Origin of the sequence: Vibrio gangliei (genome assembly GCF_026001925.1) — a bacterium.
Taxonomy (GTDB): Bacteria; Pseudomonadota; Gammaproteobacteria; order Enterobacterales; family Vibrionaceae; genus Vibrio; species Vibrio gangliei.
This window is the reverse complement of the sequence record NZ_AP021870.1, coordinates 718,447-744,250: the sequence shown is the minus strand read 5'-3', so window position 1 is coordinate 744,250 and position 25,804 is coordinate 718,447. Positions and strand designations below refer to the sequence as shown.

21 protein-coding genes, 1 pseudogene and 1 riboswitch are annotated in these 25,804 nt (G+C 43.8%); of the genes and pseudogenes, 11 read left to right on the top strand and 11 right to left on the bottom strand.

The window, feature by feature from the left end:
* The first annotated feature begins 2 nt into the window (after nt 1-2).
* Together Vgang_RS15400 and Vgang_RS15395 are read left to right on the top strand one after the other, a co-directional pair.
* On the top strand, nt 3-1,997 hold the full coding sequence (locus Vgang_RS15400) for a MacB family efflux pump subunit (protein ID WP_105901823.1): 1,995 nt from the start codon (nt 3-5) through the stop codon (nt 1,995-1,997).
* Nucleotides 1,998-2,001: 4 nt separating this feature from the next.
* Entirely contained in the window at nt 2,002-3,402 is a 1,401-nt protein-coding gene (locus Vgang_RS15395) for an efflux transporter outer membrane subunit (protein WP_105901709.1), read from the top strand.
* Between the two features lie 79 nt (nt 3,403-3,481).
* On the opposite strand, the gene Vgang_RS15390 is transcribed toward Vgang_RS15395, so the two are convergent.
* The 5 genes from Vgang_RS15390 to Vgang_RS15370 all read right to left on the bottom strand — a co-directional run bounded on the left by Vgang_RS15390 (nt 3,482) and on the right by Vgang_RS15370 (nt 10,694).
* A complete protein-coding gene (locus tag Vgang_RS15390; protein ID WP_105901708.1) occupies nt 3,482-4,045 on the bottom strand; it encodes a manganese efflux pump MntP in 564 nt (187 codons plus the stop codon).
* Nucleotides 4,046-4,053: 8 nt separating this feature from the next.
* Nucleotides 4,054-4,229: riboswitch (yybP-ykoY riboswitch) on the bottom strand.
* Nucleotides 4,230-4,325: 96 nt separating this feature from the next.
* Entirely contained in the window at nt 4,326-5,300 is a 975-nt protein-coding gene (gene araH / locus Vgang_RS15385) for an L-arabinose ABC transporter permease AraH (protein WP_105901822.1), read from the bottom strand.
* Between the two features lie 12 nt (nt 5,301-5,312).
* A complete protein-coding gene (gene araG / locus Vgang_RS15380) occupies nt 5,313-6,872 on the bottom strand; it encodes an L-arabinose ABC transporter ATP-binding protein AraG (protein WP_105901707.1) in 1,560 nt (519 codons plus the stop codon).
* Between the two features lie 80 nt (nt 6,873-6,952).
* Entirely contained in the window at nt 6,953-7,957 is a 1,005-nt protein-coding gene (locus tag Vgang_RS15375; protein WP_105901706.1) for an arabinose ABC transporter substrate-binding protein, read from the bottom strand.
* Nucleotides 7,958-8,336: 379 nt separating this feature from the next.
* Nucleotides 8,337-10,694 carry a glucose/quinate/shikimate family membrane-bound PQQ-dependent dehydrogenase gene (locus Vgang_RS15370; protein ID WP_105901705.1) on the bottom strand — a complete coding sequence of 786 codons (2,358 nt, stop codon included), beginning with the start codon at nt 10,692-10,694 and terminating at the stop codon, nt 8,337-8,339.
* Nucleotides 10,695-10,982: 288 nt separating this feature from the next.
* Here Vgang_RS15370 and slyA point away from each other — a divergent pair, with 288 nt between their 5' ends.
* The 7 genes from slyA (at nt 10,983) to astE (ending at nt 19,109) form a co-directional block, all read left to right on the top strand.
* Entirely contained in the window at nt 10,983-11,441 is a 459-nt protein-coding gene (gene slyA, locus Vgang_RS15365; RefSeq protein ID WP_105901704.1) for a transcriptional regulator SlyA, read from the top strand.
* An 85-nt stretch (nt 11,442-11,526) separates the two neighbouring features.
* A complete protein-coding gene (locus tag Vgang_RS15360) occupies nt 11,527-12,585 on the top strand; it encodes an HlyD family secretion protein (RefSeq protein WP_105901703.1) in 1,059 nt (352 codons plus the stop codon).
* 12 nt (nt 12,586-12,597) lie between these two features.
* Nucleotides 12,598-13,629 carry a DUF2955 domain-containing protein gene (locus Vgang_RS15355; protein WP_105901702.1) on the top strand — a complete coding sequence of 344 codons (1,032 nt, stop codon included), beginning with the start codon at nt 12,598-12,600 and terminating at the stop codon, nt 13,627-13,629.
* Nucleotides 13,630-14,161: 532 nt separating this feature from the next.
* Entirely contained in the window at nt 14,162-15,214 is a 1,053-nt protein-coding gene (gene astA / locus Vgang_RS15350; protein ID WP_105901701.1) for an arginine N-succinyltransferase, read from the top strand.
* Nucleotides 15,214-16,683 (top strand): succinylglutamate-semialdehyde dehydrogenase, encoded by a 1,470-nt coding sequence (astD, locus tag Vgang_RS15345; RefSeq protein ID WP_105901700.1) that lies wholly within the window; start codon nt 15,214-15,216, stop codon nt 16,681-16,683. Before astA ends, astD begins: the two co-directional genes overlap by 1 nt.
* A 57-nt stretch (nt 16,684-16,740) precedes the next feature.
* On the top strand, nt 16,741-18,084 hold the full coding sequence (astB, locus tag Vgang_RS15340; RefSeq protein WP_105901699.1) for an N-succinylarginine dihydrolase: 1,344 nt from the start codon (nt 16,741-16,743) through the stop codon (nt 18,082-18,084).
* Nucleotides 18,085-18,092: 8 nt separating this feature from the next.
* On the top strand, nt 18,093-19,109 hold the full coding sequence (gene astE / locus Vgang_RS15335; RefSeq protein WP_211293978.1) for a succinylglutamate desuccinylase: 1,017 nt from the start codon (nt 18,093-18,095) through the stop codon (nt 19,107-19,109).
* A gap of 141 nt (nt 19,110-19,250) precedes the next feature.
* Here astE and Vgang_RS15330 read toward each other — a convergent pair whose 3' ends face one another.
* Nucleotides 19,251-19,676 (bottom strand): hypothetical protein, encoded by a 426-nt coding sequence (locus Vgang_RS15330; protein WP_105901698.1) that lies wholly within the window; start codon nt 19,674-19,676, stop codon nt 19,251-19,253.
* Nucleotides 19,677-20,015: 339 nt separating this feature from the next.
* On the opposite strand from Vgang_RS15330, the gene trhO reads away from it, so the two are divergent.
* A complete protein-coding gene (gene trhO / locus Vgang_RS15325; RefSeq protein WP_105901697.1) occupies nt 20,016-20,999 on the top strand; it encodes an oxygen-dependent tRNA uridine(34) hydroxylase TrhO in 984 nt (327 codons plus the stop codon).
* A gap of 450 nt (nt 21,000-21,449) precedes the next feature.
* The gene (gene add, locus Vgang_RS15320) at nt 21,450-22,616 is read left to right on the top strand and encodes an adenosine deaminase (RefSeq protein WP_105901696.1); all 1,167 of its coding nucleotides are present in this window, start codon (nt 21,450-21,452) and stop codon (nt 22,614-22,616) included.
* Nucleotides 22,617-23,454: 838 nt separating this feature from the next.
* Here the strand turns inward: add and Vgang_RS15315 are convergent.
* From Vgang_RS15315 to Vgang_RS15295, 5 genes and pseudogenes are all read right to left on the bottom strand, one after another.
* A pseudogene (locus Vgang_RS15315) lies at nt 23,455-23,652 on the bottom strand (IS110 family transposase); the annotation flags it as partial.
* Nucleotides 23,653-23,658: 6 nt separating this feature from the next.
* A complete protein-coding gene (locus Vgang_RS15310) occupies nt 23,659-23,937 on the bottom strand; it encodes a type II toxin-antitoxin system RelE/ParE family toxin (RefSeq protein ID WP_105901694.1) in 279 nt (92 codons plus the stop codon).
* Nucleotides 23,934-24,218 (bottom strand): type II toxin-antitoxin system TacA family antitoxin, encoded by a 285-nt coding sequence (locus tag Vgang_RS15305; protein WP_105901693.1) that lies wholly within the window; start codon nt 24,216-24,218, stop codon nt 23,934-23,936. Before Vgang_RS15305 ends, Vgang_RS15310 begins: the two co-directional genes overlap by 4 nt.
* 261 nt (nt 24,219-24,479) lie before the next feature.
* The gene (locus tag Vgang_RS15300; protein ID WP_105901692.1) at nt 24,480-25,214 is read right to left on the bottom strand and encodes a GntR family transcriptional regulator; all 735 of its coding nucleotides are present in this window, start codon (nt 25,212-25,214) and stop codon (nt 24,480-24,482) included.
* A gap of 123 nt (nt 25,215-25,337) precedes the next feature.
* Complete coding sequence (locus tag Vgang_RS15295; RefSeq protein ID WP_105901820.1) at nt 25,338-25,769, bottom strand: GlcG/HbpS family heme-binding protein; 432 nt, start codon at nt 25,767-25,769, stop codon at nt 25,338-25,340.
* Between the last annotated feature and the right edge of the window lie 35 nt (nt 25,770-25,804).

Sequence of the window (25,804 nt, the reverse complement as noted above, 5' to 3'; positions counted from 1 at the left end):
TGATGGCGCAACCCTTACTTAAAATTTCAAATCTTACTCGTAGCTTTGTCAGTGGTGAAGAATCGCTAACGGTATTAAACCAAGTTAACCTTGAAATTCAGCAAGGTGAAATGGTCGCGATTGTCGGGGCATCGGGCTCGGGCAAATCGACGTTAATGAATATTCTCGGCTGTCTTGACCAACCGACATCCGGTCAATATTGGATTAATGGTCAAGATACTTCGCAGATGGACAGAGATCAGCTCGCACAACTTCGCCGTGAATATTTTGGATTTATCTTCCAACGCTACCATTTACTCAGTGATTTAACCGCAGTAGGTAATGTGGAAGTGCCTGCCGTGTATGCTGGGGTTGCTCATGCAAAACGCACCGAACGGGCACAGCATTTGTTAACTCGTCTTGGTTTAGCAGATCGTTTCGATCACAAACCGAATCAACTGAGTGGTGGGCAGCAGCAGCGTGTCAGTGTTGCACGCGCTTTAATGAATGGCGGCGATGTGATTTTGGCCGATGAACCGACCGGCGCATTAGATAGCCAAAGCGGCAAAGAAATGATGGCGCTGCTCAAAGAGCTTCATCAGCAAGGCCATACCATCATATTGGTGACGCACGATATGGATGTGGCCCATTTTGCAGACCGCATTATTGAGATTAAAGATGGTGAGATCATTGCCGATAGTCAGTCTGCAAAACAGCAAGAGGCTTTAGAACATCAAGCGACTGTAGATCAATCTAATTCAAAGCAAGATTCAGGTTTAAAGGTCGTTAATAAATCCAAGCAATCGGCCGCACAATGGTGGCATTGGGACAGCTTTGTTGATGCATTGAAAATGGCGCTATTAGCGATGTCGAGTCACCGCATGCGCACCTTTTTGACTATGTTGGGTATTATTATCGGTATTGCTTCTGTGGTATCCGTGGTTGCGCTTGGAAATGGTACGCAACAGCAGATCTTAGCCAATATTGCCTCAATGGGTACCAACACCATTGATATTCGCCCCGGCACTGGTTTTGGCGATCGGCGCTCTGGGCGAGTGCGCACTTTGACGGCAGAAGATGCCAATGCGCTCAAGCAGCTTTCTTATGTTGATAGTGTGACCCCATCCCTTAGCAACAGTATTACTATTCGTTACGACAATGAAGCCGTCAGTGCTTCAGTGGAAGGCGTGGGGCCAGATTATTTTCGTGTTAAAGGCTATGAAATCGCGCAAGGGCAGTTTTGGCAGCAAGACAGTGTAGATGCCTTGGCACAAGATGCGGTGATTGATGACAACACCCGCAAGTCTTTATTTGCTGATGAGAACCCGATTGGAAAGGTGATCTTTCTTGGCCGTTTGCCGGTGCGCATTGTGGGGGTGACTAAGCCGAAAGAAAGTGCCTTTGGTAATAACGATAGCCTCAATGTTTGGGTTCCTTTTACTACCATGTCCGGCCGTATGATTGGGCAGCGTTTTCTTAATAGCATTACGGTGCGTATTGATGAGAATGCACCAAGCAGTGCCGCAGAACAAGGCATCATTAGCTTGTTGAAAATGCGTCATGGTACGGAAGATTTCTTTACCATAAATACCGACACCATTCGCCAAAACATTGAGAAAACGACGGCCATGATGACCTTGTTGATTTCATCGATTGCGGTCATTTCTTTAGTTGTGGGGGGAATTGGTGTGATGAATATCATGCTGGTTTCTGTTACCGAACGAACCAAAGAAATTGGCGTGCGCATGGCCGTTGGGGCAAGGCAAATTGATATTTTGCGCCAGTTCTTAATTGAAGCGGTCCTGGTATGTTTATGCGGCGGTGTTGCTGGTATTGCGTTGGCATTCGGTTTAGGGGCATTACTGGGAAATTTAGGCGGCAGTTTCCAAATGATTTATTCAACATCTTCGATTGTGTGGGCGTTTGTGTGTTCGACCCTCATCGGTATCGTGTTTGGCTTTTTACCGGCCAGAAATGCCGCCAAACTCGACCCTGTTGATGCATTAGCGAGAGATTAACACCATGAAAAAAACACTTCTAGGCTTAGTCGTAAGCTCAATGCTGTTAACCGGTTGTGGGGCGTTAACCCGAACGGATTATGAAGCGCCGCCCGTGCAAGTGCCTGAGCAGTGGCAACAAAAACATATTGCAGGGGATGTGAATCTCGACCCGTGGTGGACGGCGTTTCATGATGAACAATTGAATCACTACATTGATCAGGTTTTGCAAACCAATAATGATCTCGCTATTGCCACATTCACACTGAAAAAAGCGCGCCTGCAAATGGGGCTAGCGGATGATGAAATGTATCCGCAGTTTAGTTCAACCACATCGGCAGGGGTGTCGAAACCTTTAGATGGCGGTAGCTCGACAGACAGTTACAGCACGCGACTTTCTGTTAGCTATGAACTTGATTTGTGGGGCAAAGTGTCTGCTAATGTCGACCAAGCCTTATGGTCAGCATTAGCCACTTTAGAAGACCGTGAAAGTACCGCGCAAAGCCTGGTGGCGACAACCGCTTCCTTATATTGGCAGATTGGCTATCTCAAGCAGCGTATTGCGCTCAGTGAAAGTGATGTGGCGGATGCACAAAAGACGTTGGATTTGATCTCTAGGCAGTATCAACTTGGTGCCGTGAGTCAATTGGATGTGCTCGAAGCCAAACGAAGTCTCGCGAGCTTGCAAGCGCAGCAAAGCCAGTATCAACAACAATTAGTGGAAGCGAATAATGCGTTTGCGATTTTATTCAATCAGCCGCCAACCGATATGACGCAAAGCGTACAACAATTGCCAGATACCGACTTGCCTGAAATTTCATCTGGCGTACCAGCCGATTTATTGATTCGCCGCCCTGATATTAAGGCTGCAATCTACGATATAAAATCCAACTTGGCCGCCAAAGATTCGGCGGATTTGGGTTATCTACCAACGCTAACGTTAACGGGAGCACTAGGCGGATCATCAGAAGAATTAAAAGAGTTGTTATCGAATCCGATTGGTAGCTTAGGGGCGGATTTAACCTTGCCATTCTTGCAATGGAATGACATGCAAAATGATAAAGCGATTGCCGATGTTGAGTACCAATCGGCCATCGTCAGTTATCGTCAAGTGTTGTACAGCGCGTTTCAAGATGTTGAAAATGCGTTATCCGCCCGCGATCAATTGATTTATCAACGAGCGCGTTTGCAAGAGCAGTATGATGCGGCTGAACAAGCGGAACAAATCTACACCGCCCGTTATAAATATGGCTCAATCACCATCATGGAATTGCTCGACTCGCAAGAAAATACACGTGATGCCAAAGCAGCACTACTTGAAAACCGCTATAACCAATTCGTCGCGCAGGTGACTTTGTATCAGGCTCTAGGTGGGCAAGATGTGGCACCGAAAATGGATGAGATGGAGATAAATAGTGAAAGCTGAATTAGGTATAAATACTCTCATGCTGGAGGGTATTTATTTAAAGTTAGGCTATTTATATACTCCTAGGTATAAACAGCTTTTATACCACATGTTCAAAAAACAACCACGCTCCCACCATGATTAATATCAAACCACCAAAAGTTTCGGCTCTTTTTCCAATCACTTTTCCCAAAACACTGCCGAGCATCGCCCCGATAGTCACCATGATAAATGTTGCTGAGCCAATCATTAAAGCGGCAGTTTCAATTTTAACATCAATAAACGCAAGGCTGACACCAACTGCCATGGCATCAATACTGGTTCCTATCGCGGTAAGAATTGTTAATGGTAAAGAGTGTTTTTTTAATTCGGTATCTTCAGTGTCATCTTCATCACTAAAACTTTCATAAATCATGTGAATACCTAATCCACATAATAAAAACAAAGCAATCCAGTGATCCCATGTTTCGACATAACTTGAAGCTGAACGACCAATTAACCAACCGATGATTGGTGTAATTGCTTCAATCAGGCCGAATATTAAGCCTAATTTAAGCGCATCGATGAATTGGATCTTTTTGATTTTGACACCTTTGCCAATAGCAGCAGCAAACGCATCTGTTGACATTGCAAAGGCAAGAAGGGTAAGTGCAATGAAGTTCATTAAAATTAACTCCGGTCAGGCAGATAGAGTCCACGACATACCCACACGCCTGACCATTGGCATGGATATATCGATGGTCTCGCCAACCGAAAGGTGTTCGCACCATGGTGATTTTACCACCAATTATGTTGACACGAACTTTTCCAAGATAGATATGGAAACAGGCTACTCCCCAACGAAGTGGCCGCATACTATCAAAGTTACTTATTTTGAACAAATGGAATAAACAATAAGAAGGTAGTTCGCAATCACCTACCTTCTTATTTTATTATATTGTCGATTATTTTGCTTGTTTATAACGGTCAAAGATAACCGCTGCTAGCAAGATGCCACCACGTACTACGTATTGTGCAAATGGTGAAATGTTAAGTAGGTTCATGGCATTTTCCACGGTACCAAGAATTAGCACACCGGCAATCACATACGAGATTTTACCGATACCGCCTTTTAGTGATACCCCACCTAATACACAAGCTGAAATTACGGTAAGCTCAAAGCCAACCGAGGTCATTGGCTGACCACTGGTCATACGCGCCGCTAGGATCACGCCTGCTAAAGCACTGATTAAGCCTGATACAGTGAAAATGATAAGCTTAGTACGTGTGACGTTTACGCCCGCTAAGCGCGCTGCTTCTTCATTACCACCAATGGCAAGGGTATTGCGTCCATAAACGGTTTTATTGAGTAAGAAGCTAAACACAGCAAAGGTTGCAATCGTTAACCACACCGGTACAGGTAGGCCTAGGAAAGAGGCATTACCAAGGCTAAAGAAGCTTTCTTCGGTGATACCGACCGCTTTACCATCGGAAATGATGTAACCAAGACCACGCGCAATTTGCATGGTGGCGAGGGTCGTGATCAAAGCATTCACTTTCAATTTGGCGATAATAAAGCCGTTAAATAAGCCAAATGCCACACCAGAAAGTAGCCCTGCGCCAATACCGAGTGTTACGCTTTCGGTTGCATTAATCGCTACTGCGGTTACCACACCAGAGCAGGCAACAATTGAAGCTACGGATAAATCTAAATCACCGCAAGCAAGACAAAATAGCATCGCACATGCGATCATACCACTCATGGAAATAGCAAGACCCAGACCACGCATGTTGATCATGGAAGCAAAGTTAGGCACTAAAATCGCACATAAGATAAACAAGCCCGCAAACACGGTGAGCATGCCAAATCGATCCCAGAAGTGATTGATCTTAAAGCGTGATTTCTTTTGAATTTCATTATTTGTTGAAGTTGGGTTCATCGTTGTCATGGTTTATCCCTCATGAACTAATCGTGATTCGGTTTGATCGCGCTCGTGTTGTTCGAGCATGGCAAGGTTCAGTGCCGCTTCTTCATTGAATTGGTCACGGGTTAACTCGCCGTTGATTTTGCCGTCCTTCATCACTATCAATCGGTCGGCGACGCCTAACACTTCTGGTAAGTCACTGGAAATCATCAAAATAGTGACGCCAGATTCCGCCAGAGTGAAAATCAGATCGTAGATTTCAGATTTCGCACCGACATCAATACCGCGCGTCGGTTCATCTAAAATCAGTACTTTCATATGGGTAGAAAGCCAGCGACCTAAGATGATTTTTTGCTGGTTACCGCCAGAAAGGTTGCCGATCAGTTGCTCCAGATTCGGAGTTTTGACTTTGAGATCACGAACCTTTTCATCGGCGTTTTGGTGTTCCCATTTTTCGTTAATTAAGCTGCCAAATTGCAGGTTGTTACGACGCGCGGTGACGTTCATATTTTCTTGAACCGATAAAATTGGCAGAATGCCACTGAGTTTGCGATCTTCTGGGCAGTAGGTGATGCCTGCGTTGATGGCATCTATCGGGTTATTGACTTTAACTGGGTAGGTATCGACTTTTAACTCACCTGAAATTCTTGGCTCAGCGCCAAATAGCAGGCGGGTTAACTCAGTTCGTCCGGAACCCACTAGGCCAAATAAGCCTAAAATTTCTCCGCGACGAATGGAGAACGAAATCGGTTCGGACACTCCAGGGCCAAGGACACCTTTGACGCTTAAGCCCTCGATGCCCATTTCACGTTCGCGATAATTGAAAATATCGTTGAGTTCACGACCCACCATGAGTTTGACTAAGCGATCATTGGTCAGTTGGCTGAGATCGTAGAAGGTTTCAACATGCGTACCATCTTTAAAAATGGTTAAAGCATCAGAAATACGGAAGATTTCTTCCATCCGGTGTGAAACATAAAAGATGACTTTGCCTTGATCTTTCAGCTCTTCAATGACTTTAAACAAGTTACTGATTTCACGCTGAGATAGGCTACTGGTTGGTTCATCAAAGGCGATGATTTTGGCATCACGGCTAAGGGCTTTAGCGATTTCGACCATTTGCCATTGACCGATGGATAAGTTTTTGACTTGATCGGTAGGATCGATTTCTTCACCTAAGCGTTCAAGTTGTATTTTTGCCATTTGATTCAGTTTTGCGTAATTAACACGGCCACCTTTAGTGGGAAGTTGTCCTAAGAAAATATTTTCAGCCACGCTAAGTTCGGGGATGAGATTGAGTTCTTGATAGATAATCGCGATGCCGTGATTGAATGAATCTGTTTCATTGGCAAATTCGACTTTCTCACCATTGATGATCAGTTCACCTTTTGTGGGATGATTAATACCACTGAGAATTTTTAATAGGGTAGATTTACCCGCACCGTTTTCACCCATTAGAGCGTGAACGCTGCCTTCTTTTACGCCAAAACTCATTCCATCTAGTGCTTTTACACCAGGAAAGTATTGGCAAATATTGTCAAATTCGACGAAAAATTTATTCGCAGATTGATTTGCTGGGGATGACATAATGACCTCGCTTAGTAAGGCTTAGCTATGCTTGATAGCTAAGCCTTGAGCACATTGTGATGTTCTAATTGAGAGTGAGATTAAAGACCTTTTTTCTTCAACTCTTCTTTGTAGTTATCACGAGTGATAAGCACTGCGTCGGTCACTTCGACAAATTTTTGTGGTTCAACATCTTTGGTTACCCAGTTGTACAACATTTCTGTTGATTTAAAACCGTGTACGTCTGGGCTTGGGAGTAGAGAGCCATAGAAGCCGGTTGGGTGGCTTTTCGCTAATTCATTCACCGCGTCAACACCGTTGATACCAATGCCAATCACGTTTTCCGCGTTAAAGCCTTGCCCTTCAGTTGCACGTACACCACCCAATACCGTGTTGTCATTCATGCCAACCACAAGCCAGTTTTTCACATCTGGGTATTGAACCAATAATGAGTTTGCGGCATCAAGCGCACCCGGAATATCGTTGGTTTTAGTTGGTACGGTATAGATTTGAGCTGCTGGGAAACCGTCAGCTTTTAATGCATCCATTGCACCGTGTACTCGGCGGCGAGCCGTATCTAGCTCATCAGCTGTAATGGCCATAACGGCAGTGTTTTCTACATTCCATCCACGTTTTTGCATTTCTTTGTACAGTTCATTGCCTTGACGTTGACCAATTTGAGAGGCAGCCATCATTACTAGCGGCACATCCGCCATTGGTTTGCCTTTCGCATTTAAGAATTGATCATCTACCGTCACCACTTTCAAGCCGTAGCTTTTGGCTTTTGCCATGATGGCAGAGCCAAGTTTCGGATCTGGTGTGCAGATAACAAAGCCTTTAGCGCCACTGGCAGCAAGTGTATCAATGGCATTCAGGGTTTTTTCACCGTCAGGAACGGCCATTTTAATCAATTCAAAGTTGTATTCTTTAGCGGCTTTATCTGCGAAAGCCCACTCGGTTTGGAACCAAGGTTCTTCAGGTTGTTTTACTAAGTAGCCCAGTTTGAGCGTATCGTCGTCATCACTACCCCAAAAAGCATTAGCGTTAACACTGATTAAAGCTGCGCTGGCAAACAGGCAAGTGGAGAGAAGTTTTTTTAGTTTCATGATAATTCCCTATCCATGATTATTATTTTGTAAGGTACAGCAAGTGAATGATAGGGATTGTTAATTGGATGTGGAGTGAGGGCGGTCACGTAGAAAATTTCTAGCAAAATTGTCCATGTATATAGCTAATCGATACTAGGGAATTGAAGAGAAATGTGAATCTTTTGTTGATGTGTGTCACAGTGGGAGAAAGTCCGTGAATGACTAAATTGGCTTGGATAGTGCTTTTTTTGTCAGGTTTTATGGTTTTGATTGAGTGGAGTGTCGCTACTTTGAATTTCTACATTGTTGCTTTTTTGTTATCAATCTTGTTGTCGTTAATAATAAAAACAAGCAGCCCGTAGACTGCTTGTTTAGCGTTTTAGTTCATATAAAAAACTTATGGTTCAAGCTTGTAAGCCATTACATAGTCACCGGTTTGTGTTCCGATTGAACCATGACCACCGGCCACAATCACCACCATTTGCTCCCCTTTACTATTGAGGTAAGTCATCGGTGTTGCTTGTCCACCTGCCGGTAAGCGGCCTTTCCAGAGCTCTTCACCACTGGTTAGGTCGTAAGCACGGATATAGTTATCTACCGTTGCGCCTAGGAAAGCCAATCCACTACCTGTAATGATCGGTCCACCAATGCCCGGTACGCCCATCTTGATTGGTAATGGTAACGGCGTCATATCATAGATAGTGCCGTTTTTGTGTTGCCATGCAGTTTCACCCGTGACTAGGTTCGCACCCGCAACATAACCCCAAGGTGGTTGCTGACATGGTACACCCAGTGGTGACAAGAATGGTTTCAACTCGACGGCATAAGGCGCACCGTGGTTGGCATTAACGCCATGCTCACCTTTATTACTATCCGCGTCATTAAAGCCAGAGGTTTCTTTATCTACAACGGTAGAAACAAAGGCAAGGTTGAGAGGCATACCAAACATCACTTGACGCTTAGGATCAACAGCAACACCACCCCAGTTGAATACCCCGAAGTTACCTGGGTAAACAATGGTGCCTTGCTCTGATGGTGGCGTATAGCGCCCTTCATAACGCAATGATTTGAATTCAATACGACAAATCAGTTGGTCAAGCAAGGTTGCGCCCCACATGTTGGATTCTTTCAACGCTGGTGGGTTGAAGCTCAACGCCGATTCAGGCTGAGTTTTAGACGCAAAATCGCCTTTCATTGCACCTTGTGGTGCAGGCACTTCAGAGATTGGCTGAATAGGTTCACCCGTCGCACGGTTTAGCACGTACACATCACCTTGCTTAGTTGGTACGACTAAGCCAGGTTGGACGCCATCTTTGGTTTTTAAATCGATGAGGCTAGGCTGAGCAGGCGTATCCATATCCCACAAGTCGTGGTGCACAAATTGCTGAACCCAACGCGCTTGACCCGTTTTGGCATCGAGAGCTACTACCGAGCTTGAATATTTTTCTTCATATTCATTGCGATACATGCCCAATTGGTCTGGCGTACGGTTGCCCATTGGGAAGTAAATTAAGCCCAGCTTTTCATCGGCACTGGCCACAGACCAGCTGTTTGGCGAACTGACAGTATAGGTTTTGCCATCCGCAATAGGGGAAGTGTCTTCTGGATTGGCTGAATCCCAGTTCCAGATTAGCTTACCGGTTTTGTCATCAAATGCGCGGATCACACCAGAAGGCGAGTTGATGTCGTAGTTATCGTTCACGGCACCAGCAACCACAACGACACCATTTGTCACAATCGGTGGTGAGGTAGAATAGTAGTAACCGTCTTGCTTGTACGGCATGTTCTGCATCAGATCTAACACGCCATCTTTCGCGAAGTTGCTACAACGTGCGCCTGTTTTAGGGTCGATGGCGATCAAACGCGCATCTGAAGTTGGTAGGAATAATTGAGCGTCACATTGCACACTAGGTAGATCTTGTGTGCTCATGTTTGGCTTAGTATCCACTAGAGATGCACCAATCGCATTAGAAGGATCTTGTGGCGGTAAGTAAGATACGCCGCGACAGGTTTGGTGTTGACGTTGGCTTTCTGCCGGTACTTTGGCATCAAAGATCCATTGTTTCTCACCCGTATCGGCGTCTAACGCCACTAGCCAGTTATGAGGCGTACATAGATATAAAGAGTTTCCTACTTTCAGCGGTGTCGCTTGATAAGTCGTCTCACCGATATCATTTGGACCTTTTTTATCACCCGTTTGAATCTGCCATGCTTGCTTTAGCTTTCCAACGTTGTCTGGCGTAATTTGATCCAATGGAGAATAGCGCTGACCATAATTACTACGACCATAACTGGTCCACGCATCATCAGCGATGCCACCCATATCAGGATCGGCGTTGACAACTTCCGTCGACAAATTGCCTTGAATATCGTGGGTGGTATTGAAAATGGAGCCAAGCGTGATCACGGCACTGACCGCCCAAACCACAAGCAGTGACAGCGTTGAAGAGCGATTTGCTTGTTTAAAAGTAGCTAAAAGCGGGATAGCGAGCAGTAATGGTAGGCCCATGCGGGTCGCTAAAGGCCACCAGTCCACACCGGACTCTGAAATAGCCCAGCAAATGGTGACAAGTAAGAATGCGGCATAAATATAGTGGGCGAGAGTTCGATTCTGCTTCCATATATAAACACCAGAGGCTAAGAGCGCAAGTCCAGCAAAAAGGTAATAAATACTGCCGCCTAAAGAAACGAGCCAAGCACCGCCAACCGCCAAGCATATTCCTATTAAGAGCAATATCAGTGAGAAAAACTTCATAGTGACTCCCTGTTATGTCAGTAAAATGTGAATAATGTCACATTTAAGTTATTACAATTTGTAACAAATAGTGAGTGTTGTCAACAGCGTCAATTCTAAATGTAGTTTATTTGTTGGCTATTTATTAATGATTTAGAACAAATTCTTTACTTAGCATGCTAAATAATTATAATGAACCGCACATATAGTTAGCTTGCTAAGTAGTTTTGTTTCTTATAATTCAGCTCGACGGTTTGTTGGGGTGGTATTAAGAGACAAATAGAAAACAACTAAGAAAGGATTGGCACTATGGACTCATTAGAACAGCAACATCTTCAACATTTGCCGTTAGCAGAACGCCTAGGACGGTTAACCCGTTTATGGCGCATGGTTGCAGATGCAGAATTGAGCCCACTGGGCTTAACTCATCCTCGATGGAGCGCATTGTGGAAACTGCGTCAGCTTGGTGATTGCATTAGCCAAAAATGTTTAGCGGAAGGGCTTGAGATTGAATTGGCATCATTGATGCGCACCTTAAATCAGTTGGAAGAACAAAATCTTATTACTCGTCAGCCTTGTCCTAACGATAAACGTGCCCGACTGGTTTGCTTAACCCCGCAAGGGGAAAAGATTTTGCGACAAATGGAAAAACGCATTTTCAATGTCAGGAAGAAAGTCCTATCTGGATTATCAGAACAACAGTTGCAAGAGTTCGAATTCGTCGTTGAGAAAATTACACGTAATGCTTGTGAGCAGTTAAAGCGCTGAGCGTGACGTTATCCGGGGCAATTTTGAGCCTGTAAATTTGTTCGTTTTTACAGCATCAATTTCATCAAAAAGATTAGAGAGAGTTATGACACCAGATCAACAGTTTGCACGTCTTGTGCGAATCGCTATGTTCGGCTTTGCCTTTGTATTCATTTATTTTTTAATCGCCGATCTCAAAATGCCTGTCACGACAGAGTCGATGGCAACGCGTTCTATTACCAAAGTTGCGCCGCAAGTCAGTGGTCGAATTGACATGGTCAATGTGCGTAATAACCAAATGGTGAAAAAAGGGGATGTGTTATTTAAGATCGATTCGCGCCCTTTTGAGTTGGCAGTTGACGAAGCGCGCCTCGCTCTGGAGCAAGCGAAACAAAATAACCAAGAGCTTGATGCGGCGTTAGAAGCAGCGCAAGCCAATGTTCGTGCGGCGCAAAGTACCAGCGAACAACGCAATCGTGAAGCCAAACGCATGATCAATCTTTTGAAAAATCACGGCGTATCGCAACAAGAAAGGGATACCGCGGTGAGTAATGCCCAATCCGCACGTGCGAATCTACTGGCAGCGAAAGCCGAGTTAGAGAAAATCAAAGTCACCCGCGGCTTGGCAGGGGAAGAAAACTTAACCATTCGCCAAGCGCAAAACCACTTAAAGCAAGCGGAATTGAACTTGTCGTATACCCAAGTGAAAGCGGAACAAGATGGTTTGGTCACCAACTTACATTTAGAAGAAGGCAGCTTCAAAAGTGCAGGTAGTCCAGCGTTAGCCTTGGTGTCGAATAAAGTCGATATCATTGCTGATTTTCGCGAGAAAAATATTGCCTATACCAATGCTGGCGACATTGCGTTAGTGGCTTTCGATGGACGCCCTGGTCAATTATTTGATGCTCAAGTTGAAAGTATCGACGCTGGTGTTAGCTCTGGTCAGTTTGATGCTAATGGACAATTGGCCACACCTACATCCTCCGACCGTTGGGTACGTGATGCGCAACGACTGCGTTTGCATTTAAGTTTGATGGAACCGCTCGATTTTTCTGCGGCAGCAGGGGCACGTACTACTGTGCAGCTTGTGCCTGATAATGTTTTTTTTGCTTTCATTGCTAAATTACAAATTAAGTTTATTAGCCTGCTTCACTATATTTATTAATCGGGAGGATTGATGAGATTACTTCGCCATCAGGCACTCACGACCAACGAATTTCGTCAGTGCTTGAGGATTGCGACTGGAGCAACGTTAGGCTTCTTTCTTTGTAAGTTATTTGGTTGGCAAAATGGCGTGTTTTATACGGTTACGCCAGTGTTGCTATTAGGGCTAGTGCCTCAAATTACCCCGCATGTAGTGAGACAAGTGCTGGCATCGGCGGTTGTGTCTGCCATTGAAGTGGGTTTGATTGCTGGGATCTTGGCAGAGCATCCTGCTCTCATGACCATGGCTGCCTTTGCGATGTTCTTATATCGCTTTATTGCCATGAGCAAAGGTAGTCTATTTTTATTTGGTGCAACGGGCGTGATCAACTTGAGTATCATGTTGCATTTTGCCAGTTATCCAACAGTGAATATCAACATACTGATTTCGGATAACGTGGTGTCTTCGTGTACTTCGATTCTTATTGCCTATTTGATGATGTATCTCTGGCCAGACGTTGAAGCCCGTCCCCCAATGCCTGCGGTCGAAAAAAAGTCGCACCGCATGCGTCATGAGGCGCTTCTTGGTTCGATTATGGCAACCTTGTCATTCATCGTGTTTCAGACACTCGACTTGAAAGATTCTATGTCTGCACAAGCCACCAGTTTATTGTTACTATTCCCAATGAACTGGGATGGCATGTTGGGTTATGCGCGTAAACGAGCCATTGGTACGATTCTCGGTGTGAGCTTTGGCATCATGGTGCAAATGATCCTATACGATTGGTCAAATATGCTCGTGCTGGTGGTGCCGTTGTTGTGGATTGGTTTAATGATCTTTAGCCATGCACATGTCAAAGAAGCCAGTGGTTCTGGGGTTGGGTTTGGCGCGATGACGACGCTTGGTATTCTGTTTGGCCAATATTTGCAGCCGAATGGAGACTTAATCTTCAGCGCTTTGTACCGAATGAGCAGCATTGCCGTCGCGATTGTGATCACCTTGATGGCATGTTTTGTTCTGCATAAATTATTAAATCGGTTTGAGGCCACTCGTTTCGGTGCATAGACATTATCTTTTCAGGCTCTCTTTTTGTTAATAGAGAGCCTTTTTATGTTCATCTTTTCGATTTTTACCTTTCTCCTTCTCCTTATCTCCTTATCTCCTTATCTCCTTTCTCGCTTTATATCCCTAGCCTTTTTGTTTGTTACTTTTTAGTTTCTGTGAATGTTTCTATTTCTAATTGTCTAATTATTCATTAAAGATAAATATCTATTTAATTTCTCGAAATATAAGTCATTTTTCGTTAAATGATAAAAATGTTTGAACTGTGTATCTGATCATGATTTTTCAGTTCATACTGCCAAAAAAGATGTTATTAATATGTTTAATTGTCTAAATTTTGTCTCAAATTAAGAATATATAATTAAAATTTGACTTGTTATTCGTTATTTGTGACTAAGTAATCGGTTTGGCATTAAATAGGATATTTTTGCCTGTCTCGATAAACAATGAATCAATACTGTGAAAACTAAAAAATTACAGCAGTAATGGAAGACATTCCTAAACTTAATAGAGAATGCTGAATAAGGATATTAATATGATGATCATTAGACCGGTCACGATGGATGACCGTGATGCGATTATTGAGCTTGCAGAAAAAACTGGGGTTGGATTTACATCATTAAGACCTGATGAAAAACGGGTACAAGATAGATTAGAGCGTGTTCTCAATACCTGGAGACAGAAAGCCAGCTTGGAAGAACAAGGGTATTTATTTGTTTTAGAAGATACTGAAACTAAAAAAGTGGTCGGGCTTAGCGGCATTGAAGTCGCGATTGGTTTAGACGAACCTTGGTACAACTATCGAGTTGGCAATATTGTTCACGCCTCCAAAGAGTTAAGCGTTTATCGCAGCATGCCGGCGTTGTTTTTAAGTCACGATCACACGGGTTTTAGTGAGTTGTGTACCTTGTTTCTTGACCCTGATTATCGCCACAGCCAAAACGGTTATCTATTGTCTAAAGCGCGATTTTTGTTCATGGCAAATTTTCCTGACCGTTTCTCTGACAGACTGATTGCGGAAATGCGAGGTTTTTCTGATGAAAATGGTCGTTCGCCGTTTTGGGAAAGCTTGGGCCGTCATTTCTTCAATATGGATTTTGCGCAAGCGGATCACCTTTCAGGCACAGGCAAAAAGACTTTCATTGCCGAGCTGATGCCAAAGCACCCCATGTACGTTGAATTTTTAACTCAAGAAGCGCAAGACGTGATTGGCAAAGTGCACCCTCAAACTGAGCCTGCTGCGGCTATTTTAAATAGTGAAGGCATGAAGTATGAAAACAGCGTCGATATTTTTGATGCTGGCCCAACGTTGGAAGCTAGAGTTGAAGATATTCGCGCGGTTAAAGACAGCAGTTTGTGGCCGGTTTCTATCTTGCCTGATTCTAGCGCCTCAGAAAATGAACAAGACTCAGATAGCCCAGTGTATTTACTGGCCAATCAAGACTACCTCAACTACCGTTCAGTGCTGGCTAAAGTGGCGTTTGAACAAGATCAAATCAAAATATTACCTGAGATTGCCGAAGCACTCGGTGTGAAAGAAGGTGATGTTATTCGTGCAGTAACCTTATTTCCGGAGGAGAAAGCATAATGTCTCATTTGAATTTATTGATTAACGGACAATGGCGTGAAGGGCGTGGTGGAGTATTAGATAAAACGAACCCCGCGGCCAATCTTCCCATTTGGCAAGGTAAACAAGCTAGTGCGGAAGATGTGAATGACGCCGTTCAAGCCGCACGAGCTGCGTTTCCATCTTGGGCGAGAATGCCGCTCGCCGATCGAATTGCCTTATTAGAGCGATTTGTACAGCAGCTCACAGAAAAGAAAAGCCAGTTGGCGGCAGTGATTTCACAAGAAACAGGAAAGCCTCATTGGGAAACGTTAACCGAAGTGGGGGCCATGATCGGCAAGGTGGCGATTTCACTGCAAGCCTACCAAGAAAGAACCGGTGAAAAAGTAACGGAGATGCCGGATGGGCAAGCGGTGTTGCGTCATCGTCCTCATGGCGTATTAGCGGTATTTGGTCCTTATAATTTTCCTGGTCATTTGCCTAATGGTCATATCGTTCCAGCATTGCTCGCCGGTAATACCGTGGTGTTTAAACCGAGTGAACTCACCCCTTGGACAGCGGAAGAAACATTAAAACTCTGGCAACAAGCTGGGTTGCCAGAGGGTGTGATCAATTTGGTACAAGGCGGAAGAGAAACCGGCGAAGCATTAGCCTCTCACAAAGATATTGATGGGTTGCTTTTTACTGGCAGCGCAAATACCGGTTATCACTTGCATCGACAACTTGCCGGTCAGCCAGAGAAAATTCTCGCATTAGAAATGGGTGGGAATAATGCCTTAATTGTGGAAGAGATTGTTGACCTTGATGCCGCGGTACACCTCACCATTCAGTCTGCCTTTATTTCGGCTGGGCAACGTTGCACCTGCGCACGTCGTTTATTGGTGAAAGAAGGGCAGCAAGGAGATGCGTTCATTGCTCGTTTAGTGGAAGTCAGCAAAGCCATCAACGTTGGTGAATGGAACGCAGAACCGGCACCTTTCATGGGAAGCGTGATTTCATTGCAAGCGGCCAAGCAGTTGTTGGCTTCGCAGCAAGACTTGCTTGACAAAGGTGCGACATGCTTACTGGAAATGAAACAGATTCATTCAGATAAAGCCTTATTAATCCCTGGTATTGTTGACGTAACAGGCATTGATGGTATTGCAGATGAAGAGCATTTCGGCCCGTTATTGACCATTATTCGCTACCAAACTTTTGATCAAGCATTAGCGATAGCCAATGACACTCGATATGGCCTGTCATTAGGTTTGATTTCACCTAAACGTGATCATTATGAACAATTGTTGATTGAATCCAGAGCGGGCATTGTGAATTGGAACAAACCGCTTACTGGTGCATCGAGCGCAGCGCCATTTGGTGGTAATGGTGCTTCAGGAAACCATCGCCCAAGTGCGTATTACGCGGCTGATTATTGCGCATGGCCAATGGCATCATTGGAAAGTGAGACAGTTGCACTGCCGGAACAATTATCACCGGGTTTGTCTTTTTAAGCCAAATGGGCACTCTTATACCCAAGTGATTTGGGTATAAAGGATGTAGGAGAATATATGAAAGCCTATGAAGTTAACTTTGATGGCCTAGTTGGCTTAACTCATCATTACGCAGGATTGTCGTTTGGCAATGTGGCATCAACCAGTAATCAGAATGCAGTCTCGAATCCTAAATTAGCTGCATTACAAGGTTTGAAGAAAATGAAAGCCTTGAGTGATATGGGATTCAAGCAGGCGGTATTGCCACCCCATGAAAGGCCGCATATCCCCACTTTGCGTCAACTTGGCTTTAGTGGCAGCGATGAACAAATTTTAGCGGCGGTTGCCAGCCAGTCACCGAAGTTGTTGTCGCAAGTGAGTTCTGCCTCTTGTATGTGGACAGCCAATGCAGCCACTATGTCACCGTCTGCCGATACATTAGATGGGCGCGCACATTTCACAATTGCGAACTTGAACAATAAGTTTCATCGTGCGATTGAAGCGGAAACCACGAGCGCAACATTTCGAGCGATCTTCAATAATGATGACTTTTTTGCGCACCACGATGCGTTGCCACAACAAGCCATGATGGGGGATGAAGGCGCGGCCAATCACAATCGCTTATGTGCCGATTATGGTAGCAAAGGAGTTGAAGTGTTTGTTTATGGTCGTCAAGCATTAGGCGGTCAAATTGAACCAACACGATATCCAGCAAGACAAACGCTTGAAGCCAGTCAGGCCGTCGCAAGGCTACATGGTTTAAAAGCGGAACAAACTGTATTTTTGCAACAAAACCCAGAGGTTATTGACCAGGGTGTGTTTCATAATGATGTCATTGCTGTCAGTAATGGCCCAGTGTTATTCCATCATCAGCAAGCTTTCCTGAATAAAGACGCCGCGTTTGATGACATACGTTATAAATTGTCCGCAGTGGATTGTGATTTTGTACCAATTGAAGTGCCGACTGAGCAAGTCTCGGTGCAAGATGCCGTTGATACCTACTTATTTAACAGCCAACTACTCACAAAGCCTGATGGCAAGATGTTGCTGGTGGTGCCGGAAGAATCTCGTCAAAACGAAAATGTGTGGCGTTACTTGAATGAACTGCTCGCGAGCCAAAGCCCAATTGACGAAGTCACGGTGTTTGATTTACGTGAAAGTATGCGTAATGGCGGCGGACCTGCGTGCTTGCGTCAGCGGGTGGTGTTAACCGAAGCCGAATTACAAGCCGTTACGCCAAATGTATTTATGAATGATCAGCTGTTTGCGACTTTAAATGCTTGGGTGGAGCGCTTTTATCGAGATCGTTTATTGGAAAGTGATTTAGCGGATCCACAATTACTGCGTGATAACCGTCAGGCTCTCGATGAACTGACGCAAATCTTAGGCTTAGGCAGCATTTATCCGTTCCAAAAAGTGTAGGGGGGACTATGATTCAAGACTTCCTGGCATTGACATTAGAGCAACAAATCCCTGAGCAGTGTGAAGGTAAAAGTAACGGCTTTGCTTGGAAATGGTTAGCACATGGCGCCTTACTGTTAGAGCCGCTAGAGCAGAGTGCTAACCGTTCACAAGAAAGCCAAGATCATATTGCGATCTCTGCGGGTGTTCATGGCAATGAAACCGCCCCGATTGAGTTACTCGATAGCATATTGTGCGATCTTAATAGCGGAGCATTAACTTTGAATGTGCGCTTATTGCTGCTATTGGGAAATCCACAAGCGATGCAAACCGGTGAGCGTTACCAGCAAATTGATATGAACCGGTTATTCAGCGGCCAGCACACTCAATATGATGATTGCTATGAGACGCAAAGAGCCGCGCAATTAGAGTCAATCACCCACGCGTTTTTTGCTACATTCACAACAGGTTATAAATGGCACTTGGATTTACACACTGCGATTCGTGGCTCCCATCATGAGCGCTTTGCTGTGTTGCCTTTTCAAGAATCGGCCATATTTAGCCGCCATTTATTTGATTGGCTAGAAAGTGCAGACGTAGAAGCCGCGGTATTAAACCAAGCTCCAAGTGGCACATTCTCTTACTTTTCTAGTCATCATTGTGGCGCAAACAGTTGTACGCTAGAGCTAGGTGAAGCAAAACCGTTTGGACAAAATGATTTAACTCAATTTACCCATATTGATCTGGCACTGCGCAACCTGATCGAAAAAGGTGTGCAGGATTCCTCAACCGCCACCGATTCTCATATTTTGGTTTACCAAGTTACGCAACAGTTGACCAAGCTCAGTGAAGATTTTGCACTTAACTTCCCTGATTCGGTGAAAAACTTTACCGCTTTTGAACAAGGTGAAGTGCTCGCGACGGATGGTGACACCACTTATAAAGTCGAACATCCAAAAGAGTGGGTATTATTTCCTAACGCCAACGTCAGGCCCGGTTTAAGAGCAGGGTTGATGCTGGTGAGAACTGAGGTTGAGTTGGGGTAGGCTCAACATTCAATTTAATTAAGCTAAGCTAAGCTTTGAAGCTCGTCGAAAGTGCTTGTGCTCATGACTCAAACAAAAAACCACTGACCGAAATCAGTGGTTTTATTTTACTTTGTTGGGGGGAGGAATGTTATTTAACGATTAACAATCCGTATCTTCGGCTTTCATGCCTTCTTTAATGTCTTCACATTTGTCTTCAATGGCGTTACCAGCATCAGTGGCCATATCATCCATTGAGTCTTTAGCATCGTTAGCTGAATCAGACATATCATCGGCCATTTCATCTACTTTAGCGGCTGCGGCGTCAGCTTGATCAGACATTGCATCGCCCGCTTGGTCGAGTTGTTCTCCCATTTGGTCAGACGCTTCAGAAGCAGACTCTTGAACATCGGTAGCCATGTCATCCATTTTTTGGCCTGCGTCATCTGCCATTTGTTGAGTTTGTTCAACCGCGGCATCGACTTTTTCTCCTGCAGTTTCATCAGAAGAACTATTATCACAAGCAGCAAGCCCTAAGGCGAAAAACGAAGCAAGTGCGAATGGTTTTAACCAATTTTGTGTTCTCATATTCACTCCTTTATGTGTGAGATATGTAATGCCTTTCCTAATTGAAATCGAAAATAAAACAAGTTTTCAACCGGTTAGGCTAGGGAGAAATGTCAAAAAAATAAATTGTAAATGTGGTGTACCCATTAACTTTAGCTTAGTTAAAAAGAATTGCGATGCTAAGTGAATGAAATTAACGAATTTATAACAACCTCTGACGGCGATTTTACCAAATAAGGCATTTTGACGTGTTTTTGTTTATAAAATACGCAATAAGCACATAAAGTATGAGTATTTGTGCTGAGGGTTTTCGAATACAATGTAGCCAAATTGTTTTTATGTTGTTGTGTAAGGAAGTCCATGAGTCAGTTTGTTGTATGTGCACTCTATAAATTTGTCACACTTGATGATCATTTATCACTAAAAGAACCTTTGCTAGCCCTGATGGAAGAGCGGCAAATTCGCGGTACTTTGTTATTAGCTGAAGAAGGAATCAATGGCACGGTTGCCTCGACTCAACAAGGCATTGATGCTCTGTTGGCTTGGTTTAAACAAGACTCGCGCTTGGCTGACACAAATTACAAACTCTCTTATCACCAGGAAATGCCATTTAACCGCTCGAAAGTGAAGCTGAAAAAAGAAATTGTCACTATGGGCGTGGAAGGTATCGATCCTAAACAAGTGGTTGGTACTTACGTTAAGCCAAAAGATTGGAATAACTTGATTTCCGATCCTGAAGTGTTTGTGGTAGATACACGCAACGATTACGAAATTGAATTGGGTACATTTGAGCGAGCGGTCAATCCAAAAACTGAGACGTTTCGTGAATTTCCTGATTACGTAAAACAGAATATGGACCCGGAAAAACACAAAAAAGTCGCAATGTTCTGTACTGGTGGGATTCGTTGTGAAAAATCCACTGCTTATTTAAAAGAGCAAGGCTTTGAAGAGGTGTATCACCTTGAAGGCGGGATTTTAAAATATCTTGAAGAAGTGCCGGAGGAAGAAAGCTTGTGGAAGGGCGATTGCTATGTATTTGATGGTCGTGTGGCCGTCAATCACAGTTTAGAGAAAAGTGACTACGAACTCTGTAATGCCTGTCGTTTGCCAATCACAGAAGCCGATAAAGCCACGCCACAATTTGAACAGGGTGTCAGCTGTCCGCATTGTTATGGTCACCACAGTGAAGAGCAAATTGAACGTTTCCGTGAGCGTGAAAAACAAGTGCAGTTAGCCAAACAACGTGGGGAAACTCATGTTGGTGGCGATGCGGTGAAGTTGATGGAAGCCAAGCGTCAACAAAAATTAGAAAAGAAAAAGTCACAGCGAGAAGCTGGCAAATAATCTCAGATGCAATCTCACAAAAGCTTAGGGCAATATGTCCTAAGCTTTTGTTGTTTTAGGCTAGGTTTTATACCCAAGTAACCTCAAGATGCGAGTTTCAGCAAGAATAAAACAAGTTTTAGGCAAGGCAAATTGAATATGATCATAGTGATTCTATCTCTGTTCAATTTAACGCAGCATAAAGCTTGTTTTAACTTGCCCTCCGGGAGCTTCATCCAAGCCCTTAGCCAGCGTCAGATTTACTTGAAAGGTGCTTACATTCCGCATAAATCTTCCTTGTCTAAAGACTTGGATGATAGCTCTGAATTCTGCATCTTGAGGTCACTTGGGTATATAAAATAAGAGTAAACGTTTGCTGTGTTTCAGTTGGTAACAACGTCATTGTTTCTCTAAGCTGAAACCATAAACTAAGCGTTACGATCAGAATTAAAAATAATAAGGAAAGCACAGATGACTAGTGCTCTTGAAAAAAATACAGCCCTTCCAAAAGTCATTCTACACGAACATATTGAAGGTTCGGTTACCCCTGAATTGGCTTTGATCCTCGCTAAAAAGCACAATGTGGCTCTGCCGGATGACTTCTTATATCCAAAAGGCGCTTACGATCAAGAAGAGTTTCCTAATGGCCGCTATCAATACGATGAAACCGATTTTGGTGCTTTTGTAACCGCGTATGATGTGGTGGCAGATTTGGTTCGTGATGCCGATGATTATTACCTCATCATGAAAGACTACCTTAGCCGTAATGCCGCGCAGGGCATGATTTATTGTGAAATGATCACCTCGGCCTACCATCTATGCTGCCAGCAAGATGCGCAAGGTAAGGTCACCTTGAATGCACCGCAATATCATGAGTTCATGGATGGGATTGAGCGTGCTATCAACGAAGTTAAGCAAGAGTTCGGCACGGAAACACGCTTGCAAGGGTGTGGTGTGCGTCATTTAAGCCGTGAAGACATGGACATGAGCGTCGATTTCATTGCCCAGAATCCACGTGACATCATTACCGGTTTCAACATCGCCGGTAATGAAAAATCGGGTGAGTTTGAAGATTTTATTTACGTGCATGAGCTAGTCGATAACATTCCTCTGCCTAAGTCTTACCATGCTGGAGAAATACGCGGCCCTGAAAGTATCCGTAATGCGTTGAAATTTGGCGCGAAGCGAATTGGGCATGGCATCGCGGCAATTAAAGACGAAGCATTAATTGATGAACTCATTGCTAAGCAAATCACTTTAGAAGTCGCTCCGACCAGCAACCGTATCTTGGTGACAGAGTTTGAACAAAAACTTGATAAGCACCCATTACGCCGTTTGTATGAAAAAGGGGTTCGCCTGTCGATTAATACCGATGATGCCGGTTTGTTCGGTACAGATGTAGAAAAAGAATACCGCATTGCTTCACAGGTCTTTGGTTTTTCTCGCATTGAGCTGTTAGATGTGACCTTATGCGCACTAGAAGCAGCCTTTGTGTCGGGGGACGTGAAACAAGGTTTAATTGAAAAAACCTACCAAGCGTTTACCGAGCAAGATTGGCGAGATTTGGAAATTCATGCAGCAGGTTTAGCGGATGGCGCTTTAAAGTCACGTCTACAAAGTCGTTTACATTATAAGTAATACCCACACCAAAAACTTTTCTACCTAAAAGGCAGTGATCACTTCATATTAGTATCCTGCCTTTTTTAATCATTCCCCAAAATAGTTTGGCGTAACCAACCCCATCCCCACTTCCCCTTATATCGACTTCTGCTACCAAGTGACATCACCTAACAAGGGGAAGAGCTGATCTTTGATGCGTTTAGTCTCAATGCATGCAGCTACACAGAAAGCGCGCTCGAATAACTCCCTCTCTTTACCAGTGAAAATAACTTGGCAGTAATATTCTAAGCCAAGGGAGGGCTGGGGAGGGTTGATGCTAGTAACTTATTTTTGCGCCAAAGTGAGTTAGAAAGGTGGCTAAATGGCGAAGTGCCGCATTTTCCAACTTACATCAAAGTAATTGAATAAATATTTATTATAATTCATGGGGTTATTATCTATTTGATGTATAGTGGAAAAATTGAACAGGCAAAGTGTTGTCAGGAAAAGCGGCACTTTGCCGGTTAATAAGCGTTAGGCAGAACATTATGATTTCAACATGTGAGTGGTTTTCTGTGAATTTGGGCGATGCGCTTATATCACAATCGATATTAAGTGAATATCAATGTCATCTGACCAAAGTTTATGAACAAGCCAGTAGCCCAGAGTACTTGGTTGCAGTATTTAGGCACGAATCCCGAGACCTCCATTGCCACATAAAGCTGTTTCTTACTTCGGAATTTCAGCAATTAGCAATGTTAGATGGTGCAGTAAGATGTGTTAAACCAAGCTTTGACAATACTAGCTATTTGGCTGGTAATCCAAACTATATGGCAAACAAGTAGTTATGCCTAACAATCGAGTATGGCGTCAATAGCTAAATTTTAGCTTTATTTTTAACCAACATGACGCCATCTCGTAGCATCGAATTTAAAGTAACAACCATCTTTCTAACACAGGCAATAATGGCGACTTTCTCCGGTTTTTCTGCGTCTAAAAGGCGTTGATAAGTGGCTTTAAACACTGGATTACATGGCATTGCTGACATCATCGCCATGTGTAGAATGGCTCTTACTTACGACTATTCCATAGGAAATTTTTGTTTCTGGTGTAGTACACGCATAACTCGGATGATATCGTCTTCGACCCAGTAAGAAATGATCATCGAAATCTCAGGAATAATGAGTAATCGTCCACGAATGCCATCTCGCTGAACTCCCATCAGTGGTTGCTCAAGCAAATTTTCTACTTTAGCTTCAATGAGATTGTCAGTTTTTTCTGCCGCATCAGGGTTGAAGTCATAAAGAAACTCAAAGATTTTTTCACGATCATTAAGTGACTCCTCTTCCCATAAAATCACTGCTTACCTCGATTACGGATTCTGGCTTTGCGCTCTTCCATTCGAGATTTAGCGGTTTGGTGTTCAACGAAAATGGATTTTCCTGAGTCAAACTTATCAAATGCTAGGTTTACTTGTTCAGTTAACCATGCATCGTGAGATAACGCTTTTCTTTGTTGCTCAGCGAGTTGCTCAGTAAGCTCTCGGCAAGCATCGCTGAGTGTGCGACCTTGGCTTTCAGCCATCTGTTGAGCTAGGCGTTTTGTTTCCTCATCAACACGAAATTGAATTCTAGTGTCCATGATGTCTTCCTTTGTTGTTGTGTGTACAAATGTTAGCACTCGCCTTTGAGATGGGCAATTAATATACATTCAAAGCTTTAACATATTTTTCCTAATCTGATAGAAATGGTTTGGTCCTATAAGCCTAAGCCGTTTGCATTCAAAAAAGAGTTTCAGAGAACGTCCAAGATAACTAGCATGATGCTTATGCCATGCCCCTAAAATCAAAAAAGGCAGAGTTTAACCACTCTGCCTTTCGTTATTTTATGAAATGTTGCTAGTTTATGCCCGTGAGCGAATGATATTTGAGAACACCACATGCAAATCACTTGAAGTCGCATCATCAGTGAGGTTCAGGTTGGCTTTAATGTGCTGTAAGTGGTGTTCCATTAGCTCGTGTGCTTTGGCTTTATCACCGGCTTCAATCGCATTCAGTAGGTTGGTGTGTTCGTCTTGAGAGCAGTTACTGTTATTACTGCCTTCATATTGTGCGATCAGCAAAGAGGTTTGCGAAACCAGGCTACGTAAGAAATGCAGCAGAGGGGCATTCTTTGCCATTTTAGCTAGCTCGATATGGAACTCACCGGATAAACGAATCCCTTTACCCACATCACCATTAGCAATCGCTTCATTTTCACTGGATACCAGGTTGCGTAATACTTGCATCTGCTGAGGATGACAGTTTTCAGTGGCTAACTCTGTAACCGCTAATTCTGCTATTTCACGCGCTTTTAATATTTGAATCGCTTCATCGATAGTCGGAGCGGCAACGGTTGCTCCACGGTTAGGTTTAATATCGACAACTTGCTCGAGTGATAAACGCAACAGTGCACGACGAATGATGGTGCGGCTAACCCCAAAGATTTCACTGAGCGACTCTTCATTTAACTTGGTGCTCGGAGGAAGACGCTGTTCAAGAATGGCATCGAAGATGTGGCAATACACCACATCATCTTGTGTTTGATTGTTGGCTTTTGCTTGAATTTTAGTATTCGATAACTTAGTTAATTTTGTCATGGCCTATTTCTGCTAAAAATCTGGTCTGCTAAAAACCGATAGGTAAAAGTAAGGGGCGTTCAAAGGTGAAAAACGTCAAAGATAACAACGCCCTTAGATTGTACATTATAGACCTTAGTTTATCTAAGTCTCTGATGAATACAACTTTGCATGCAAAATGCCTTCTAACGCACACTTTTCGTCTAAATCTGACAAGTCACCACTAATACCAACGGCACCCAGCACTTGTTTTAATTCATTGTGGACGATGATCCCACCCGGTACTGGCACCATATTGCCGTGAGCCAGTACATTAATGGCTGAGATAAAGGCTGGTCGATCATGAGCATCTTGCGCTAATTTTCTTGATGAGCATCCTAATGCGAGCGCTCCCCATGCTTTGGCAATGGCAATATCGGGTCGCATCATACTCGAACCGTCTTGTCGTTGTAGGGAAATCAGTTTGCCACCACTGTCTAATACAGCCACAGTGAGTGGAGCACTTTTTAAATGTATTGCGGCGCTAAACGCACCTTGGGTAATACTTAATGCTTGTTGCAGTGTCAAACTCATGATCAGGATCCTCATTAAAATACCAAGCCAGTTTCGGT

What these genes read in the sequence shown, in the direction of transcription:
- Vgang_RS15400 (WP_105901823.1), top strand. Translation starts at nt 3, where the DNA reads ATGGCGCAACCCTTACTTAAAATTTCAAATCTTACTCGTAGCTTTGTC.
- Vgang_RS15395 (WP_105901709.1), top strand. Translation starts at nt 2,002, where the DNA reads ATGAAAAAAACACTTCTAGGCTTAGTCGTAAGCTCAATGCTGTTAACC.
- Vgang_RS15390 (WP_105901708.1), bottom strand. Translation starts at nt 4,045, where the DNA reads ATGAACTTCATTGCACTTACCCTTCTTGCCTTTGCAATGTCAACAGAT.
- araH (WP_105901822.1), bottom strand. Translation starts at nt 5,300, where the DNA reads ATGAACCCAACTTCAACAAATAATGAAATTCAAAAGAAATCACGCTTT.
- araG (WP_105901707.1), bottom strand. Translation starts at nt 6,872, where the DNA reads ATGTCATCCCCAGCAAATCAATCTGCGAATAAATTTTTCGTCGAATTT.
- Vgang_RS15375 (WP_105901706.1), bottom strand. Translation starts at nt 7,957, where the DNA reads ATGAAACTAAAAAAACTTCTCTCCACTTGCCTGTTTGCCAGCGCAGCT.
- Vgang_RS15370 (WP_105901705.1), bottom strand. Translation starts at nt 10,694, where the DNA reads ATGAAGTTTTTCTCACTGATATTGCTCTTAATAGGAATATGCTTGGCG.
- slyA (WP_105901704.1), top strand. Translation starts at nt 10,983, where the DNA reads ATGGACTCATTAGAACAGCAACATCTTCAACATTTGCCGTTAGCAGAA.
- Vgang_RS15360 (WP_105901703.1), top strand. Translation starts at nt 11,527, where the DNA reads ATGACACCAGATCAACAGTTTGCACGTCTTGTGCGAATCGCTATGTTC.
- Vgang_RS15355 (WP_105901702.1), top strand. Translation starts at nt 12,598, where the DNA reads ATGAGATTACTTCGCCATCAGGCACTCACGACCAACGAATTTCGTCAG.
- astA (WP_105901701.1), top strand. Translation starts at nt 14,162, where the DNA reads ATGATGATCATTAGACCGGTCACGATGGATGACCGTGATGCGATTATT.
- astD (WP_105901700.1), top strand. Translation starts at nt 15,214, where the DNA reads ATGTCTCATTTGAATTTATTGATTAACGGACAATGGCGTGAAGGGCGT.
- astB (WP_105901699.1), top strand. Translation starts at nt 16,741, where the DNA reads ATGAAAGCCTATGAAGTTAACTTTGATGGCCTAGTTGGCTTAACTCAT.
- astE (WP_211293978.1), top strand. Translation starts at nt 18,093, where the DNA reads ATGATTCAAGACTTCCTGGCATTGACATTAGAGCAACAAATCCCTGAG.
- Vgang_RS15330 (WP_105901698.1), bottom strand. Translation starts at nt 19,676, where the DNA reads ATGAGAACACAAAATTGGTTAAAACCATTCGCACTTGCTTCGTTTTTC.
- trhO (WP_105901697.1), top strand. Translation starts at nt 20,016, where the DNA reads ATGAGTCAGTTTGTTGTATGTGCACTCTATAAATTTGTCACACTTGAT.
- add (WP_105901696.1), top strand. Translation starts at nt 21,450, where the DNA reads ATGACTAGTGCTCTTGAAAAAAATACAGCCCTTCCAAAAGTCATTCTA.
- Vgang_RS15305 (WP_105901693.1), bottom strand. Translation starts at nt 24,218, where the DNA reads ATGGACACTAGAATTCAATTTCGTGTTGATGAGGAAACAAAACGCCTA.
- Vgang_RS15300 (WP_105901692.1), bottom strand. Translation starts at nt 25,214, where the DNA reads ATGACAAAATTAACTAAGTTATCGAATACTAAAATTCAAGCAAAAGCC.